19 protein-coding genes are annotated in these 16,597 nt (G+C 62.7%); 10 read left to right on the top strand and 9 right to left on the bottom strand.

Features of this window, described 5'->3' with window-relative positions; genetic code table 11:
- Nucleotides 1–10 precede the first annotated feature (10 nt).
- A complete protein-coding gene (locus AN189_RS00405) occupies nt 11–1,555 on the top strand; it encodes a sodium:alanine symporter family protein (protein WP_056030615.1) in 1,545 nt (514 codons plus the stop codon).
- Between the two features lie 69 nt (nt 1,556–1,624).
- Here the strand turns inward: AN189_RS00405 and AN189_RS00400 are convergent, their stop codons facing one another.
- The 8 genes from AN189_RS00400 to rbfA form a co-directional block, all read right to left on the bottom strand.
- Complete coding sequence (locus tag AN189_RS00400) at nt 1,625–1,807, bottom strand: CsbD family protein (protein WP_056029337.1); 183 nt, start codon at nt 1,805–1,807, stop codon at nt 1,625–1,627.
- A 182-nt stretch (nt 1,808–1,989) separates the two neighbouring features.
- Entirely contained in the window at nt 1,990–2,259 is a 270-nt protein-coding gene (gene rpsO / locus AN189_RS00395) for a 30S ribosomal protein S15 (RefSeq protein WP_056029334.1), read from the bottom strand.
- A 111-nt stretch (nt 2,260–2,370) separates the two neighbouring features.
- On the bottom strand, nt 2,371–3,240 hold the full coding sequence (locus tag AN189_RS00390; protein WP_056029331.1) for a calcium-binding protein: 870 nt from the start codon (nt 3,238–3,240) through the stop codon (nt 2,371–2,373).
- 90 nt (nt 3,241–3,330) lie between these two features.
- On the bottom strand, nt 3,331–4,221 hold the full coding sequence (locus tag AN189_RS00385; RefSeq protein WP_056029328.1) for an alpha/beta fold hydrolase: 891 nt from the start codon (nt 4,219–4,221) through the stop codon (nt 3,331–3,333).
- On the bottom strand, nt 4,218–4,742 hold the full coding sequence (locus tag AN189_RS00380; RefSeq protein WP_056029325.1) for a DUF1643 domain-containing protein: 525 nt from the start codon (nt 4,740–4,742) through the stop codon (nt 4,218–4,220). Before AN189_RS00380 ends, AN189_RS00385 begins: the two co-directional genes overlap by 4 nt.
- Nucleotides 4,729–5,646 carry a tRNA pseudouridine(55) synthase TruB gene (gene truB, locus AN189_RS00375; protein WP_056029322.1) on the bottom strand — a complete coding sequence of 306 codons (918 nt, stop codon included), beginning with the start codon at nt 5,644–5,646 and terminating at the stop codon, nt 4,729–4,731. The genes AN189_RS00380 and truB overlap by 14 nt, the downstream gene beginning before the upstream one ends.
- 64 nt (nt 5,647–5,710) lie before the next feature.
- Nucleotides 5,711–6,427: a phosphodiester glycosidase family protein gene (locus tag AN189_RS00370; RefSeq protein WP_056029319.1), complete on the bottom strand. Its 717-nt coding sequence runs from the start codon at nt 6,425–6,427 to the stop codon at nt 5,711–5,713.
- A complete protein-coding gene (gene rbfA / locus AN189_RS00365; RefSeq protein ID WP_056030612.1) occupies nt 6,427–6,828 on the bottom strand; it encodes a 30S ribosome-binding factor RbfA in 402 nt (133 codons plus the stop codon). The genes AN189_RS00370 and rbfA overlap by 1 nt, the downstream gene beginning before the upstream one ends.
- 98 nt (nt 6,829–6,926) lie before the next feature.
- Here rbfA and dapB point away from each other — a divergent pair, with 98 nt between their 5' ends.
- On the top strand, nt 6,927–7,736 hold the full coding sequence (gene dapB, locus AN189_RS00360; protein WP_056030609.1) for a 4-hydroxy-tetrahydrodipicolinate reductase: 810 nt from the start codon (nt 6,927–6,929) through the stop codon (nt 7,734–7,736).
- Between the two features lie 59 nt (nt 7,737–7,795).
- Nucleotides 7,796–8,155 (top strand): hypothetical protein, encoded by a 360-nt coding sequence (locus AN189_RS00355; protein ID WP_056029316.1) that lies wholly within the window; start codon nt 7,796–7,798, stop codon nt 8,153–8,155.
- Here AN189_RS00355 and AN189_RS00350 read toward each other — a convergent pair.
- Nucleotides 8,152–8,328 (bottom strand): DUF1674 domain-containing protein, encoded by a 177-nt coding sequence (locus AN189_RS00350; protein WP_056029313.1) that lies wholly within the window; start codon nt 8,326–8,328, stop codon nt 8,152–8,154. The two genes, AN189_RS00355 and AN189_RS00350, sit on opposite strands and share 4 nt — an antisense overlap.
- Before the next feature lie 67 nt (nt 8,329–8,395).
- On the opposite strand from AN189_RS00350, the gene AN189_RS00345 reads away from it, so the two are divergent.
- The 7 genes from AN189_RS00345 (at nt 8,396) to AN189_RS00315 (ending at nt 16,592) form a co-directional block, all read left to right on the top strand.
- Nucleotides 8,396–9,667 (top strand): RsmB/NOP family class I SAM-dependent RNA methyltransferase, encoded by a 1,272-nt coding sequence (locus tag AN189_RS00345; RefSeq protein WP_056029310.1) that lies wholly within the window; start codon nt 8,396–8,398, stop codon nt 9,665–9,667.
- A 66-nt stretch (nt 9,668–9,733) separates the two neighbouring features.
- A complete protein-coding gene (locus AN189_RS00340) occupies nt 9,734–11,503 on the top strand; it encodes a heparinase II/III family protein (protein WP_056029307.1) in 1,770 nt (589 codons plus the stop codon).
- Nucleotides 11,496–13,085, top strand: coding sequence for a bifunctional phosphoribosylaminoimidazolecarboxamide formyltransferase/IMP cyclohydrolase (gene purH / locus AN189_RS00335; RefSeq protein ID WP_056029305.1), 1,590 nt, complete (start codon nt 11,496–11,498; stop codon nt 13,083–13,085). Before AN189_RS00340 ends, purH begins: the two co-directional genes overlap by 8 nt.
- Nucleotides 13,086–13,094: 9 nt before the next feature.
- Complete coding sequence (lspA, locus tag AN189_RS00330; RefSeq protein WP_056029302.1) at nt 13,095–13,580, top strand: signal peptidase II; 486 nt, start codon at nt 13,095–13,097, stop codon at nt 13,578–13,580.
- A 52-nt stretch (nt 13,581–13,632) separates the two neighbouring features.
- Nucleotides 13,633–13,851 (top strand): DUF3035 domain-containing protein, encoded by a 219-nt coding sequence (locus AN189_RS00325; RefSeq protein ID WP_056029299.1) that lies wholly within the window; start codon nt 13,633–13,635, stop codon nt 13,849–13,851.
- Nucleotides 13,852–13,944: 93 nt separating this feature from the next.
- The gene (locus AN189_RS00320; RefSeq protein ID WP_056029296.1) at nt 13,945–15,285 is read left to right on the top strand and encodes a pitrilysin family protein; all 1,341 of its coding nucleotides are present in this window, start codon (nt 13,945–13,947) and stop codon (nt 15,283–15,285) included.
- Nucleotides 15,282–16,592: a pitrilysin family protein gene (locus tag AN189_RS00315; RefSeq protein ID WP_056029293.1), complete on the top strand. Its 1,311-nt coding sequence runs from the start codon at nt 15,282–15,284 to the stop codon at nt 16,590–16,592. Before AN189_RS00320 ends, AN189_RS00315 begins: the two co-directional genes overlap by 4 nt.
- Nucleotides 16,593–16,597: the final 5 nt, after the last annotated feature.

Genomic DNA, 16,597 nt, shown 5'->3' with positions numbered 1-16,597 from the left:
AGGGCAGATGATGAAATACCTCTATTCCCGATTTTTGATTGCGCTGTCGGCGCTGATGTTCGCGGCACCGGCCAGCGCGCAGGGCATCGACGAAACCGTCAACCAGGCGTTTGCGAATGCAACCGGACCTTATGTGTCCTTGATCTTTTCGAACTTTCCGGGGACCAATTTCCCGTGGATCGTGATGTGGCTCGTCATCGGGGCGAGCGTCTTCACGATCTACTTTGGTTTCGTGCAGTTCCGTTATTTCGGTCATGCGATTTCGCTGGTCAAAGGTGACTATTCCGACCCCAATGACGCGGGCGAGGTCAGCCATTTCCAGGCCTTGGCCACGGCCCTGTCGGGCACCGTGGGTCTGGGCAACATCGCAGGCGTTGCGGTTGCCGTGGGCATCGGCGGACCGGGTGCCACGTTCTGGATGATCCTTGCGGGTCTGTTGGGCATGGCGGCCAAGTTCACCGAATGCACATTGGGTGTGAAATACCGAAACGAATACCCTGACGGCACCGTATCCGGTGGTCCGATGTATTACATGAAAAAGGGCTTTGCTGAACTGGGTCTGCCCGGCGGTGGTGTCTTGGCGGTGCTCTTTTCCGTCTTTTGCATCTTGGGTGCGCTGGGTGGCGGCAACATGTTCCAGGCGAACCAGGCGCATGTGCAGATCACGCAGATCACGGGTGAATATCCGGGCTGGATCACGGGTATCATCTTTGCGCTGATCGTGTTTGCGGTGATCGTGGGCGGTGTGAAATCCATCGCGCGCGTTACGGAAAAGATCGTTCCGCTGATGGGCATCATCTATGTGGGCGCTTCGCTGATCATCCTGATCGCCAACTACAACCTGATCGGTCAGGCCTTTGGTCAGATCTTTGCCGGGGCGTTCACGGGTCTGGGTGTTGCAGGTGGTCTGGTTGGTGCGCTGATCCAGGGATTCCGCCGTGCCGCGTTTTCGAACGAGGCAGGTGTTGGGTCCGCCGCGATTGCGCATTCGGCCGTGAAAACAAAGGAACCCATCACCGAAGGTTTCGTCAGTCTGCTGGAGCCGCTGATCGACACCGTCGTGATCTGCACCATGACGGCGCTGGTCATCACGATTTCGGGCCAGTTGATCATGAACCCTGAAACGGGCCTGTTCGTTCTGAACGAGGCAGGAACGGCAATTCAGACAGTTGATGGCAACACGGGTGTCGCACTGACCTCTGCCGCATTCGGGTCGACGATTTCGTGGTTCCCCTATGTGCTGGCAATCGCGGTGGTGCTGTTTGCATTCTCGACGATGATCAGCTGGTCCTACTACGGGCTGAAGGCATGGACCTACCTGGTCGGTGAAGGCAAGAACAAGGAAATCGCGTTCAAGGTTGTGTTCTGCCTGTTCATCGTGATCGGTGCGTCGGCCAACCTTGGTCCCGTGATCGACTTCTCGGATGCTGCGATCTTTTCGATGGCCGTGGTGAACATCTTTGCCCTGTATTTCCTGATGAAGATCGTGCGTCAGGAACTGATCAGCTATGGCACGCGACTGAAGTCGGGCGAGATCCGCAAGTTCGAGCACTAAGACCGGTCTGATGTCACGCAAAACGCCCGCCGGATGACCGGCGGGCGTTCTTTGTTGGTCGAGGGCGGTTCAGACGTCGTCGCCCAGCGCGCCCTTGACGGTGCCGGACACGTCCTGCGCAGATCCCTTGACCTGCTGTGCTTTGCCTTCGGCTTCCAGTTCTTCGTTGTCGGTGGCTTTGCCCACTGCTTCCTTGATGGAACCTGCGGCCTTGTTGCCAGCTGCTTTTGCCTTGTCTGTGAGTTCACCCATGTGAATTCTCCTGTGTGTTGCAGGTGCGACGGTGATCGTCGCGACACGCTGCTTGCAAGGATAACGCGCAGGGCGCGTTTTGGTTTCACCGGAACTTTGACTAGGCCAATGCATGCCGTTGCAACGCAAAACGCCCGCTGGATAACCAGCGGGCGTTTGTCGATACGACAGGCGTCGTGCGCTTAGCGGCGCAGGCCCAGACGCTTGATCAGGTCCTGATAGCGGGCTTCGTCCTTGGACCGTGCGTAGTCCAGCAACTTGCGGCGCAGGGCAACCATCTTCAGCAGGCCGCGACGGCCGTGGTTGTCTTTCTTGTGGGTCTTGAAATGCTCTGTCAGGGTCGCGATGCGGCTGGACAGGATCGCAACCTGAACCTCGGGCGAACCGGTGTCGCCTTCCTTGGTTGCGAACTCTTTCATGATCCGTGCTTTTTCTTCGGGCGTAATCGACATCGGGGTCTCCTGTGTAAAAGGGTGAATGGCGCAATCCGGGATGTCGTCCAGAAAGGCCCGTGGAGGGTGGATGCGTGCCTATAGTCAGCACGCGCCCAAAAGAAAAGCAGTTTATGCAGCAGGTGTCAGGACCACGGTATCGAGGTCCAGTTCGGTGACCCCCAGCAGACGCGCCGCCGGTGTGCCATCGGCGAACAGCGTCAAGCCGTCGTCATCGGTCTGGGTCGACAGGTCTGGCGGTGAATTGTCGTATGTCAGTTCGATCGTATCCCGCGCCGCGTCGTAGTCCGAAATCGTCGCACCCGCCCCGACATCCATGACAAACAGATCGTTGCCGTCACCGCCGTGCAGCATATCGTCCTGACCCGCAATCAGTATGTCGTTGCCGTCGCCACCATTGAGGAAATCCTGCGCGCCGTCATCGTCGGCGCCGTTCATCAGATCGTCACCGCGTCCACCGAACATGGTGTCACGGCCCTCTCCTCCGGTCAGGGTGTCGTTGCCCCATCCACCCTGAAGGATATCGTCACCAGCGTCGCCGGACACCGAGTCATCCCCCTGACCTGCGTTGATCCAGTCACTGCCATCGCCGCCCGACAGGCTGTCATTACCACCTTTTCCGATGATCGTATCGTCGCCAATGCCACCGTCCATGGTGTCGCTGGTCTCTTCTCCAGACAGGACATCATCGTCATCGGTGCCCTGGGTCCGGGCAATCGCGATCCAGCGGGGATCGTTCTGCGTTCCGTCGTCAAGGGGGACATAATCGCCCCCGCCTGCGTCATCCCCTGCGGTTTCGTCGACCTGCACCATGGCCAGAACATCGGTGCCGCTGGCATCCAGCATCTGGTCAAGTCCAGCCATCTGGCCGGTGTCGTCAGCAGCGGCACCGCTGACTGGCTGGTCGTCGTCATCGCTATCGTGCTGCAAGAAAACAAGGCCACCCATGGCGAGGCCGAACAGTCCAAGAAACCCAAGCATTCTGACATCCTTTGAATTGGAACGCCCCCGGTCCAGTCGCGACGCCGGGGATACCATCAAAAACGGCCAGGCCTATGGGTGAACTGACTCTTAGGTTAACGCCCCGAAGTGCGGCAAAAAGGTATCCAGCACCGCCTGTGGATTTTCCTCCATCGCGAAATGGCCGGACCGGCAGGCGTTGCCGGTGACATCGCTTGCCCAGCGGCGCCACAGGTCCAGCGGGTCACCGGTGCGCGCGGGAAATCCGCTTTCCGCCCAGAGAAATCGCAGCGGTGCCGCGATCTGTGCGCCTGCTGCGCGGTCTGCCTCGTCCAGTTGCCGGTCGAAAAATGCACCGGCACGGTAGTCGGCGCACATCGCATGAACACGTGCCGGGTCGGCCATCTGCGCGCGGTAGGATGCCAGTGCAGCAGGGGTGAAATCGTCCAACCCCTTTGCCAGTGTCCAGGCGCGCAGCGTCCAGTCTGCGTAGCCCGCGCCGTCCATGCCGATCATCCGTTCGGGCAAGGGTGCGGGCTGGGCGAGGAACGTCCAGTGATAGGCCGCCAGCGCCAGATCGGCGTTCCATGCGCCCCAGAAATCCCCGGTCGGGACGATCTCGATGATACCCAGACGGTCGATCAGGTCAGGATGATCGAGGGCAAGGCGGTAGGCCACCCGTGCGCCCCGGTCGTGACCCAGCACATGCGCCCGATCAATGCCAAGCGCATTCATCATGTTGGCGATATCCGCGGCCATGGTCCGTTTGGAATAGGTGCTGTGTTCCGCGTTGTCCGGGGGGGCGTCGCTGTCGCCGTAGCCGCGCAGGTCGGGCACGATCACGTTGAAGTGTCGGGCGAATGTCGGGGCGACCTTGGCCCAGCAATGGTGGTTTTGCGGATAGCCGTGCAAGAGGATCAGCGGCGTGCCTTGCCCGGCGCGGTGCACGGACAAATACACATCGCCACAGGCGACGCGGGTCTGTTCAAATCCATTGATCATGTCCAGGGCTCCGGCTGGATGGCGTAGCTGACATAGAGCGGGTGGCGCGGGTGGCCGTGCTTTGTCAGGCCCAGTGTATGCAGCCGCACTCCGCTGTCACGCAAAAGCGCACGCACGGTCGCAGCACGGTCCAGATGGACACCGTGGACGCCCCAGCCCGCGACGATCAATCCGGCATTGCGGCACATGTCCAGCAACAGGCGGTCGTTGTCGGGGCCGATGGGTGCTGCAGCGGCGCGCAGGTCGCGCGGATCGGTTGCGCGAAAGGCGAACAGATTGGCGATGATCAACCCACCATGACCGCCAGCGCGGGCGCGCGCCTCGCAGCGTGCAATCGTGGGGTCGTTCGCGGCCTCGGTCGCGGTGGACGGGTTCAACATCACAAAGGCAAGCGCCGGGGCATCGCCCCAGACCCGCCTCAGCGCATAGCGGTAGGTGTCGCAGAGCGAATAGACCGCCGTGGACACGGTGCCATCGGGTGCCGTGAAATGCCGTGAAACCGTGCCGTCAGGCGTCGTCATGGCGTACAAAGACGCGGCTGGGATGGATTTCAGACCCCATCAGGCGGCCGACCGCAACCGCCTTCCCATCGTGCGATGCCCAGACTTCGGTTCCGTAGTCGATACCGTTTGCGATGACCGTGGCTGCGTTGCCGTTGCGCAGCGGTCCCAGACTTGCGGTCATGCAGGTGACCTCTGGCATGTCGTGCAAACCCACCTCGAGCGGCAGCACATGGGCGTCCAGTTCCGGGGTGCGGGCCAGCGCGTCGATCCGGTCCAGCGTCAGGCCATCCTCGGCCTTGAACGGGCCGGACCAGATGCGACGCAACTCGCGCACGTGACCGTAGCAGCCCAGCGCCTGACCCAGATCGCGGGCGATGGACCGGACATAGCCGCCCTTGCCGCAGACCATTTCCAATGTGACGTGATCCGCGTCGGGGCGGTCGTCCATCAGCAGGCTGTCGACCCAGAGGGGGCGCGCCGCAATGTCCATCGCCTCGCCGTCGCGGGCGCGTTTGTAGGCGCGTTCACCGTCGATCTTGACCGCGGAAAACTGCGGCGGCACCTGTTCGATGTCACCGACGAATGCGCCCAGAGCGGCCTTTATTTCATCATCCGTCGGGCGTGCGTCAGAGGATGCGATGACCTCGCCCTCGGCGTCGTCGGTGTTCGTGGCCTGACCCAGCCGCACGGTGAATGTGTAGGCCTTCAGCGCGTCGGTGATGTAGGGCACCGTCTTGGTGGCCTCGCCCAGGGCGATGGCCAGAACACCGGTTGCATCGGGATCGAGGGTGCCCGCGTGGCCAGCCTTGTTGGCGTCCAGCGCCCAGCGCACCTTGTTCACGACGCTGGTCGAGGTAATCCCGGCGGGTTTGTCCACGACCAGCCAGCCCGAAATATTGCGACCCTTTTTGCGACGACCCATGTCATGCTCCGAATAGATGAAGGCGCGTGCTAGGCCCCGTGCGCCGCCGGGTCAAGCGGCTGGTCTATTCGACCACGCCGACCATTGGCCCCATCGGCAGGCCGAAATCGTTCCGCCCCAGCTGCGGCGCAAGCATCCGTGAAACGCGACCGTCGAAATACAGCGCGTCGGGCGTTTCCATCCGGTCGCGGAAAAACCGCGCAAAAGTGTGGAAATTCACCGGCTGGTTGGCGATGGCAAAGACGGCACGGGTGCCGTCGGCGCTGGTGCCGACACCGTTGCGGATGTTCAAGCTGTCGCTATCGGGGATGAAATCGGGATGCAGCGCGCCGTCGATGACTAGCATCGGCCCGGATTGGCTGGCGTCACGGCAATCGGGCTGCGTTGCCACATAGGTCAGCGATTCGATGACCCGTGCGCTGTCGTCGGTCAGGCACAGCAACCCGTTGGGCAGCAGGCCAAAGTTGCCGGGCCCGTCGGATGTCACGATCCCGGCTGTCTGCACCCCGTCCTGAATGTACAGGCCGACCGCGCGGCGGTCCTCGTGATACATGCCCGCATTCATCGCGAACGCCAGGGTGCGCGGCGCAATCGCAGTTTCGATATTGCTGAATGTGCCCAGAACCGCGCCTGCCGCGTCGCGGTGAAACAGGCGCAGATCCTCGGTAGCGGCGTCAACGGTGCAGGCGGTAAAGGACGCACCTTCGAACGTGATATCCTCGCAGGTGACGGCGGCGGCGGGACTGGCAGCCAGCAGCAGACCGACAAGCAGCGCGCGCATCACTCGTCGTCCTGATCCAGATCGCGGCGTACCTTTTCCTCGGCAAACAGGGCGCGGGTCGCGTCCATGCGGTCAAAGGTATCGTCGATCTCGAACCGGATTTCGGGGGCGAACTTGATGTTCAGGACCTTTGCGACCTCGCGCCGGATTTCGTGGCGGGATTTGCGCAGGGCCAGCAGCGCCTCTTCCTTGTGGTTGCCACCCAGCGGCAGCACATAGGCGGTCGCGACCGACAGATCGGGTGAACAGCGCACCTCGCCCACGGTAATCATCATGCGTGCAAGGTCGGGGTCGTGGATTTCGCCCCGTTGCAATAATTCCGACAAACGGCGGCGAATCAATTCGCCCACGCGCAGCTGTCGTTGATTTGGGGCACCGCCCGAAGAGTTTTTCTTTGCCATGGGGTTCATCTAACCGTGGGGCGCGGGATTTCCAAGCAAGGCTTTTCGTGACGGCGCGACCTCGCTATCAGGGCGGGGCATATCAAGGGGACGAGACCATGACAGATCTGCCGGGCATTGTGATCACCGGGGCATCGGGGCGGATGGGCCAGATGCTGGTGCAGACCGTGACCGCATCGGACGCCTGCCGTCTGGTGGGCGCGCTGGAACGGCCCGGCCATGACTGGGTCGGTCAGGACATCGGCACAGCGATGGGCGGGGCCGCACTGGGCGTGACAGTCAGCGATGATCCGGTCGCGACATTTGCCAAGGCGCAGGCCGTGATTGATTTCACGGCCCCCGCCGCGACCGTGCAGTTCGCAGGTCTGGCAGCGCAGGCACGCGCGGTCCACGTGATCGGCACCACCGGCCTGACCCCCGAAGACATCGCCGCCATCGACCGTGCGGCCCATCACGCCGTGATCGTGCGGGCGGGCAACATGTCGCTGGGCGTGAACCTGCTGACCGTGCTCGCGCAAAAGGTCGCGGCGGCGCTGGACGCTGATTACGACATCGAGATCGTCGAGGCGCATCACCGCCACAAGGTTGATGCGCCCTCGGGCACCGCGCTGATGTTGGGCGAGGCCGCCGCCGCCGGGCGCGGCGTTGACCTTGCGGATGTGCGCGATTCGGGACGCGACGGGATCACGGGCGCGCGCAAGCGGGGCGATATCGGTTTTCATGCAATCCGGGGTGGCGATACGGTGGGCGACCATGACGTGATCTTTGCCGCCGATGGCGAACAGATCACCCTGCGCCACCGTGCCACCGACCGCAGCGTGTTTGCGCGTGGCGCGCTCAAGGCCGCGCTCTGGGGGCAGGATCGTGCGCCGGGACATTACGACATGTTGAATGTGCTGGGGCTTTAGCCTGTCTTGATCTGTGTGCGGGCGACCTATCTTAGCTTTCGTAAGAGGAGGACGCCACGATGACCCTGTTTCGCCTGTTTGCCGTTTTCTTGTTTTTGCCTGTCGCGGCTGCGGCGCAGGACTGGCAGCGCATTTCCGACGAGGATGTTTTCCTCGACCTGGTTGGCGGTCAAAGACTGACCCATCTGCTGTACAACATCGACATCGCGGTTTCCCCATCTGGCGTGATCAAGGGTGACGCCATGGGCTGGGACGTGACAGGCGAATGGACGTGGCAGGACGGCTATTTCTGCCGCAGCCTGGACTGGGGCGGTGACGATCTGGGCTACAATTGCCAGCTGGTCGAGGCGCGCGGTGACGAGGTGCGATTTACCGTCGATCAGGGTGCGGGCCGCGCAGCCAGCCTGCGTCTACGCTAGAAATCGATCGCCAACCCTTTGTTTTCCCAGTCGCCGTAGCGCACGGGTTCGGGTCCGTTGCGGCCCCCGAGTTCGGGCGGTAACGCAAGCTCTTGGGCCTTTTTGCGGCGTTCTGCGGCCTCGGCGAGGGCGCGTTTCGCGGCGGGTGGCAGGTCGTCATGGGTGTCTGTCATGGCTGGGTCCTTGTCGGTCCGTCCCTGCTGATATACGTCGCGACACGCACCCTACAAGGCTTTGCTCATGGACACTTCCGGTCTGGCGCCGCGTCGCGCCGCCCATCATCTGCTGCAACAGGTCACCACAGAGGGCCGTTTGCTGTCCGAGCTGATCGGCGCAGGCGCGCTGGATCATCTTGAACCACAGGACCGCGCGCGCGCGCAGCGGCTGGCCACGGATACCTTGCGGATGCTGGATCGCGCCGACCGGATGCTGAAACCGCACCTGCGGCAAACGCCCGCAGATCACGTCATGAACGCGCTGCGACTGGGCACGGTAGAGCTGGGACAGGGCGAGGCGGCGCATGGTGTCGTGAACGCCTACGTGGAAATTGTCGGCCGCAATCCGCATGTCGGGCGGCTCAAGGGGCTTACGAACGCAGTACTGCGCAAGATTGCCGCCGCCGGGCCGGACACATGGAACGCCATGGCCCAGCCGTTGCTGCCGGGCTGGCTGCGTCAGCCGTTGGTGGCCGCCTGGGGGCGGTCCGATGTCGCGGCAATGGAGGCCGTTCAGGCTGTCGCCCCGCCACTGGACGTCACGTCAAAGGGTGACGCGGATGCTGTGGCCGCAGCGCTGGGCGGCAAGATCTTGCCAACCGGTTCGGTGCGCGTCGCGGGTGCGGGGCAGGTCAGCCAGATGCCCGGTTTCGATACCGGCGACTGGTGGGTGCAGGACGCGGCTGCCGCAATCCCGGTCCAGCTCTTGGGGGATATCGCGGGCCTGTCCGCGTTGGACCTCTGCGCGGCACCGGGTGGCAAGACGATGCAGCTGGCCGCACGCGGTGCCACAGTGACGGCGGTGGACAATTCCGCGACGCGGATCGCGCGGGTGGGTGAAAATCTGCGGCGCATGGGGTTGCAGGCGGATGTGCGCACCGATGACGCCTTTGACGTGACGGGGCAATGGGACGTGGTTTTGCTGGATGCGCCCTGTTCCGCGACTGGCACGATGCGACGGCACCCGGATTTGCCCTATGCCAAGGACGGGTCCGAATTCGGCGATCTGATCGCGCAACAGGAAACCATGATCGACCACGCCCTGACGCTGGTAAAACCCGGCGGACGCCTGCTGTTCTGCACCTGCTCGCTGCTGCCGGACGAGGGCGAGGTCCAGATCGAAGAGGCGCTGGAACGCCACCCTGCGCTGACGGTCGACCGCGCGGCCCTGGACCGGCCCGGCATTGATCCATCCTGGATCACGCCAGAAGGCGGATTGCGTCTGCGCCCGGACATCTGGGCGGATATCGGCGGCATGGACGGGTTCTATATGGCCGTGCTGACAAAGCCCGCGTGACAGAACGCTGACCCTGCGCTAACCTTGCGCCCAACAAGAATGCGAAATCGCAGACCGGGGCAGCAGGTGGCACAAAATCCATCCTGGCAGGCACGTCTTACGACGTATTTGCATCAGTATCATGCGCGCCGCGCCGCGCGTGCCAAACCTGTGACCGGGTTCGTGTCGCAGCCGGAACCCCGCAGCATCGGTCTTTTTGCGCGGGGCAAGCAGCTTCTGGCCGGTAATTTTCTGTTTGCGGGCGTCCTGACCACGTCGCCTGACGGTTCAATCTGGGATGCGCAGGGCGACCGCGATCTGGTGGACCATGAATTGCATGGTTTTGCATGGCTCGATGACCTGGCCGCTGTCGGAGATGGTCGTGCGCGGGCCGCAGCGCAGGCCTGGGTTGCGGAATGGATCGACGATTTCGGTGATGGCACGGGACCGGGCTGGACACCTGACCTGACAGGGCGTCGCCTGATCCGATGGATCTCGCACGGGTTGATGCTGCTGCGCGGTCTTGATCGTGATGCGCAGGACCGTTTTTTCCAAAGTCTCGGGCAGCAGACGCTGTTTCTGTCGCGCAGGTGGCGGGCCGCGCGCGCAGGTTTGCCGCGGTTCGAGGCGCTGGCCGGCATGATCTATGCGGGCCTGTCACTGGAAGGCATGGAGTATCTGACCGATCCGGCGATTGCGGCGCTGGCCAGTGATTGCGCGGATCATGTCGGGTCCGACGGGGGAATCGCATCGCGCAACCCCGAAGAATTGATGGATATCCTGACACTTCTGCTCTGGGCGCAGGATGCATTGGAGGCAAGCGCGCGTCCCGTGCCTGCCGCGCTGACGGATGCCCTTGGGCGGATCGCACCGACGCTGCGCAGCCTGCGGCATGCGGATGGCGGGTTGGCACGGTTTCATGGCGGCGGGCGCGGTGTCGATGGACGGCTGGATCAGGCGCTGGCCCGGTTGGGCGCGACAGGGCGGGGCGTTGCCGACATGGGCATGGGCTATGCCCGGATCGCGGCGGGTCGCACCAGTGTCATCGTGGACGGGGCCGTGCCGCCGCAACACGCGGCGTCCTACAACGCCCATGCTGCAACACTTGCGTTCGAGCTGACATCCGGTCGGCGGCCGCTGGTGGTGAATTGCGGGTCAGGCGTGACCTTTGGCGCGGACTGGCGTCGCGCGGGCCGGGCCACGCCCAGCCATTCGACATTGTGCATGGCCGGGTATTCCTCCTCTCGGCTGGGGCCTGCGCAGCTGGTCGGTGGCGTGTTGGCCGAACCCCTGATCGACACGCCGACCGATGTGCAATGCATCATTACGCGGATGGATGACGGTCACAGGGCCGAACTGTCGCACGACGGGTTTCGCCTGACCCATGGCCAGACCCACGCCCGCATTCTGGAAATGACACTGGATGGGCGCGGTCTGGTGGGCGAGGATCTGCTGACCACCCTGAATGATCTGGACAAGGAACGGTTCGAACGGGCCTGCGGCCTGACCGGTGGGTCCGTGCCGTTCGCGATCAGGTTCCATCTGCATCCCGATGTCGAGGCGCATGTCGATCTTGGCGGTGCTGCGGTATCGATGGCGCTCAAGTCCGGTGAAATCTGGGTGTTCCGTCATGACGGTCACGCAGAATTGGCGCTGACACCGTCTGTTTACCTTGAAACAGGCCGGTTGAAGCCGCGCGCGGCACAACAGGTGGTTTTATCCGGCGTCGCTTTGTCTTATGCGACGCGCATCCGTTGGTCCCTGACCAAGGCGCAGGACACCCCAGATGTTGTCCGCGACCTGGCACCCGCCCGAACGGATGACGATGATGCATCATTCGAGGACGAGCATGACTGACCTTATTCCCGTGACCCGCGCGCTGCTGAGCGTTTCCGACAAAACTGGCCTGATCGAACTGGGACAAGCGTTGTCCGCACGCGGTGTTGAACTGCTCTCCACAGGCGGATCGGCCAAGGCTTTGCGCGATGCGGGCCTGGACGTAAAGGACGTGGCAGAGGTGACGGGCTTTCCGGAAATGATGGATGGTCGGGTCAAAACGCTGCATCCTGTGGTGCACGGTGGTCTGCTTGCGGTGCGCGACAACGATGCCCACGTCGCCGCCATGGACGAACACGGGATCGGCGGTATCGATCTGCTGGTGGTGAACCTTTATCCCTTTGAGGAAACCGTCGCCAAGGGTGCGGATTACGCCACCTGCATCGAAAACATCGACATCGGTGGCCCGGCCATGATCCGGTCGGCTGCGAAAAACCATGCCTTTGTGAACGTCGTGACGGATGTGTCCGACTATGATGCCCTGCTGGCAGAACTCGAGGCCAACGACGGTCAGACCTCGCTCGCGTTTCGCAAGGGGTTGGCGCAGACGGCCTACGGGCGCACCGCTGCCTATGACACGGCTGTCAGCACATGGATGGCAGGTGCCATTGATCTGGACACGCCGCGCCGCCGCAGCTTTGCCGGAACCGTGCGGCAGGAATTACGGTATGGTGAAAACCCGCACCAGACCGCCAGTTTCTACGCCGACGGCAGCAATCGCCCCGGTGTTTCGACCGCAACCCAGCATCAGGGCAAGGAACTGTCGTACAACAACATCAACGACACCGATGCCGCGTTCGAACTGGTGGCGGAATTCGACCCCGCCGATGGTCCCGCCGTCGCGATCATCAAACACGCCAACCCCTGCGGCGTGGCCCGTGGTGCCACGCTTCTGGAGGCCTACAAGAAGGCGTTCGATTGTGACCGCACAAGTGCATTCGGTGGCATTGTCGCGCTGAACATGCCGCTGGATGAGGATACCGCCAAGGCGATCGCCGACATCTTTACCGAGGTCGTGATCGCACCGGGTGCGTCCGATGCTGCACGCGCTGTTTTTGCCGCGAAAAAGAACCTGCGCCTGCTGACCACGGACGGTCTGCCTGACCCCGCAGCCCCGGTGACGACCTACCGTCAGGTCGCGGGTGGCATGCTGGTGCAGGACAAGGACACGGGCCGTGTCGCAGCGGATGCCCTGCGGGTCGTGACCAAGGTGCAGCCGACCGATGCCCAGATGGCCGACCTGCAATTCGCATGGAAGGTTGCCAAGCACGTCAAGTCCAACGCCATTGTCTACGTCAAGGACGGTGCAACCGTCGGTGTCGGCGCAGGCCAGATGAGCCGTCTGGACAGCGCCCTGATCGCCGCCAAAAAGGCAGAACGCATGGCCGAAGCGATGGACCTCGCCGCACCGCTGACCATCGGCAGCGCGGTTGCGTCCGATGCGTTTTTCCCCTTTGCCGACGGCCTGCTGGAGGCTGCGGCCGCGGGTGCCACCTGCGTCATCCAACCCGGTGGTTCGATGCGCGACGACGAGGTGATCGCGGCCGCCGACGCGGCCGGGATTGCAATGGTGTTCACCGGCATGCGCCACTTCAAGCACTAGGATCACGGAATGCGATTGGTTTTCTGGGCGGGCTTTTGGACGTTCCTTCTGGATCAGGCGACAAAATACGCCATCGTTCACTGGCTGGACCTGATGACCCGTCAGCGGATCGAGGTCTTTCCGCCGTTTCTGGTGTTCCAGATGGCGTGGAACCGTGGCGTGAACTTCGGACTGGGCGCGGCAGCCGACATGCGCTGGGTGCTGATCGGTGTCGCACTTGCGATTTCGGTCGGCGTTCTTGTCTGGCTCTGGCGCAGTGGTGGCACCAAGTGGATGTATATCGCAGCCGGTCTGCTGGTTGGCGGTGCGCTGGGCAACGTGGTTGACCGTGTGCTGTATGGTGCCGTCGCGGATTTCCTGAACATGAGCTGCTGCGGGTTTTCCAACCCCTATGCGTTCAACATCGCGGACATCGCCATTTTTGCCGGTGCCATCGGGCTCGCGTTTCTGCCGGGGCCGGATGCCGGGCAGACCAAGGCGCGCAAGGGCGCGTGACGCCGCGACCGAACTGCGTTAGAACAGCGCCGATACCAGTTGAGGGACCACCATGCGTCACGTGATTTTGCCAGTGATACTTTGTGCCGCACTCGCGGGTTGCGGTGGTGGAACCGGTGGTGGCGGACCCGACGAATTTTCGGTCATTCCGCAAAATCCGCTGATTATTCCGGCCACGAACGCGCTGCCGGCACCGCGCCCAGGTGGCACCAATCCCGCCGATCTGGATCCGCAGGAACTGGCCATCCGCGCGATGGGCGGGAGGCCCTGAACCTGACAGCTGCGTGACATCCCCGGACGGGATGTTGCAAGTCGGGCGCGGCTCCTTACGTTGGATCGGAACATATCCAACCATAGGCACCCCATGATCCGATCTCTGGCCGCTGCCCTGACTGTTTTCGCGACCACTGCGATGGCGCAGGTCGCCCCCGACGATGTAACGTCATTCACGCTTGATAACGGGATGGAGGTCGTGGTGATCGAGGATCACCGCGCCCCGGTCGTGGTCCATATGGTCTGGTATCGCGCCGGGTCCGCTGACGAACCGGTGGGACAATCAGGTGTCGCGCATTTCCTCGAACACCTGTTGTTCAAGGGGACCGAGACACTGGAACCGGGTGAATTCAGCGCCACGGTGGCCAAAAACGGCGGGACCGACAATGCGTTCACCAGTTATGACTACACCGCCTATTTCCAGCGGATCGCGGCGGACCGCCTGCCGCTGATGATGCAGATGGAAAGCGACCGCATGGTCAATCTGCAACTGGATCAGGACGACATTGCCACCGAACGCAACGTGATCCTCGAAGAACGCAACCAGCGCACGGAATCCTCGCCGGGGGCATTGGCGCGCGAACAGTTCAACGCGGCCCTGTATCAGAACCACCGCTATGGCGTGCCGATCATCGGCTGGAAACACGAAATGGAAGAGCTGGATCTGGAAGACGCGCTTTCGTTCTATGATCTGTATTATTCCCCCAACAACGCCATCCTGATCGTGGCCGGTGACGTGTTTCCCGACGAGGTGCGCGCACTGGCCGAACAAAACTATGGCCCGATCCCGGCCGAACCCGATCTGCCTGAACGCATCCGGTCGTCAGAGCCGCCACAGCTGGCACCGCGCCGGATCGTATTCACTGACGAACGGGTCAGTGAACCCTATCTGGTGCGCAGCTACCTTGCGCCCGAACGCGACAGCGGTGCGCAGGAAAAGGCCGCTGCACTGACGTTGCTGGCCGATTTGCTGGGTGGGTCCAGCTTTACCTCGGAATTGGGGCGTGCGTTGCAGTTCGACAGCCAGATCGCCGTCTATGCGGGTGCAGGCTATCGCGGCAGCAGCCTGGATGACACGTCGTTCAGTGTTTCGGTGGTGCCTGCGCAGGGTGTGACCCTGTCAGAGGCCGAGGCGGCCATGGATCAGGTCATCGCCGATTTCATGGCCAAGGATATCGATCCGGCGGCCCTTGACCGGATCAAATCCGAAATCCGCGCCTCTGAAATCTATGCGATGGACAGCACGCAGGGACGCGCGCAACGCTACGGTGCCGCACTGACCCAGGGGCTGACCGTCGATGACGTGCACGCTTGGCCGCAAATACTGCAAGACGTCACCGCAGAGGACATCAAGGCCGCAGCGGCCGAGGTGTTCAACCTGAACCAGTCGGTGACCGGCTGGGTTGTCGCAAACGAGGAGCAGGCCCAATGATTCGCTTCGTTCTGGCCATCTGTGCCACATTCGCCGGAACCGCTGCCTGGGCCGCGGTCGAAATTCAGGAAGTGACCTCTGACGGTGGCATCACCGCCTGGCTGGTCGAGGATCACAGCATTCCCTTTACCGCGCTGGAAATCCGGATCGAGGGCGGTGCCTCGCTGGACCTGCCCGGCAAGCGCGGTGCCAGCAATCTGATGATGGGCCTGCTGGAAGAAGGTGCAGCCGACATGGATGCACAGGCGTTCCAGACCCGTCGCGAAGAACTGTCAGCGGGATTCGGTTTCGATATCGGTGACGACGTCACCAGTATCTCTGCCCGTTTCCTGACGGAAAATCAGGACGAAAGCATTGCCCTGTTGCGGCAGGCACTGATTGAGCCGCGCTTTGACCAGTCGGCGATTGACCGGGTCCGCGCGCAGGTCCTGTCCGGCATCGCGTCCGACGCAAAATCGCCCAATGCCATCGCAGGCGATACGCTGAATGCAGGGGCGTTTCCGGACCATCCCTATGGATCGTCTATCACCGGCACCGCAGAGAGTGTCGCGGCACTGACGCGTGACGACATCGTGGCGGCGTGGCAAAACGCGCTGACGCGTGATCGCATCTATGTCGGCGCAGTCGGTGACATCACGCCAGAGGCGCTGGGCGAGGTGCTGGACACCCTGCTGGGTGAATTGCCCGCCGAGGGGCCGCCACTTCCCGCGGATACCACATTCGCGCTGGATGGCGGCATCACGGTGGTCGATTTCCCGACACCCCAATCGGTCGCACTGTTCGGCCATGCGGGCATGGAACGCGATGATCCCGATTATTTCGCGGCCACGATCCTGAACGAGGCGCTGGGGGCAGGCGGCTTTGAATCCCGCCTCATGGACGAGGTGCGGGAAAAGCGTGGCCTGACCTATGGTGTGTCGACATTCCTTGTTCCCAAGGATCATGCCCCCATGGTTCTGGGGCAACTGGCGTCGTCCAATGACACCATTGCCGAAGCGATCGCGGTCGTGCGCGATGAATGGGCCAAGATCGCGCAGGACGGCATGACCCAAGAGGAACTGGACCGGGTCAAGCTGTTCCTGACCGGGTCATACGCGCTGCGGTTTGACGGGAATGCGAATATCGCCAGCATCCTTGTGGGGATGCAGATGATCGGCCTGCCGCGTGATTACGTCGTCAACCGCAACGACTATATCGAGGCGGTGACGCTTGAGGACGTGAACCGCGTGGCGGCCGGCCTCTACCGGCCCGAGGATCTGCATTTTGTCGTCGTGGGCCAGCCCGAGGGCCTGACCAGCACGAACTGATCGCT

Origin of the sequence: Loktanella sp. 3ANDIMAR09, assembly GCF_001420005.1 — a bacterium.
Classification (GTDB): domain Bacteria; phylum Pseudomonadota; class Alphaproteobacteria; order Rhodobacterales; family Rhodobacteraceae; genus Loktanella.
The sequence above is the reverse complement of the archived record's forward strand: the minus strand, read 5'-3'. Positions and strand labels throughout refer to the sequence as shown.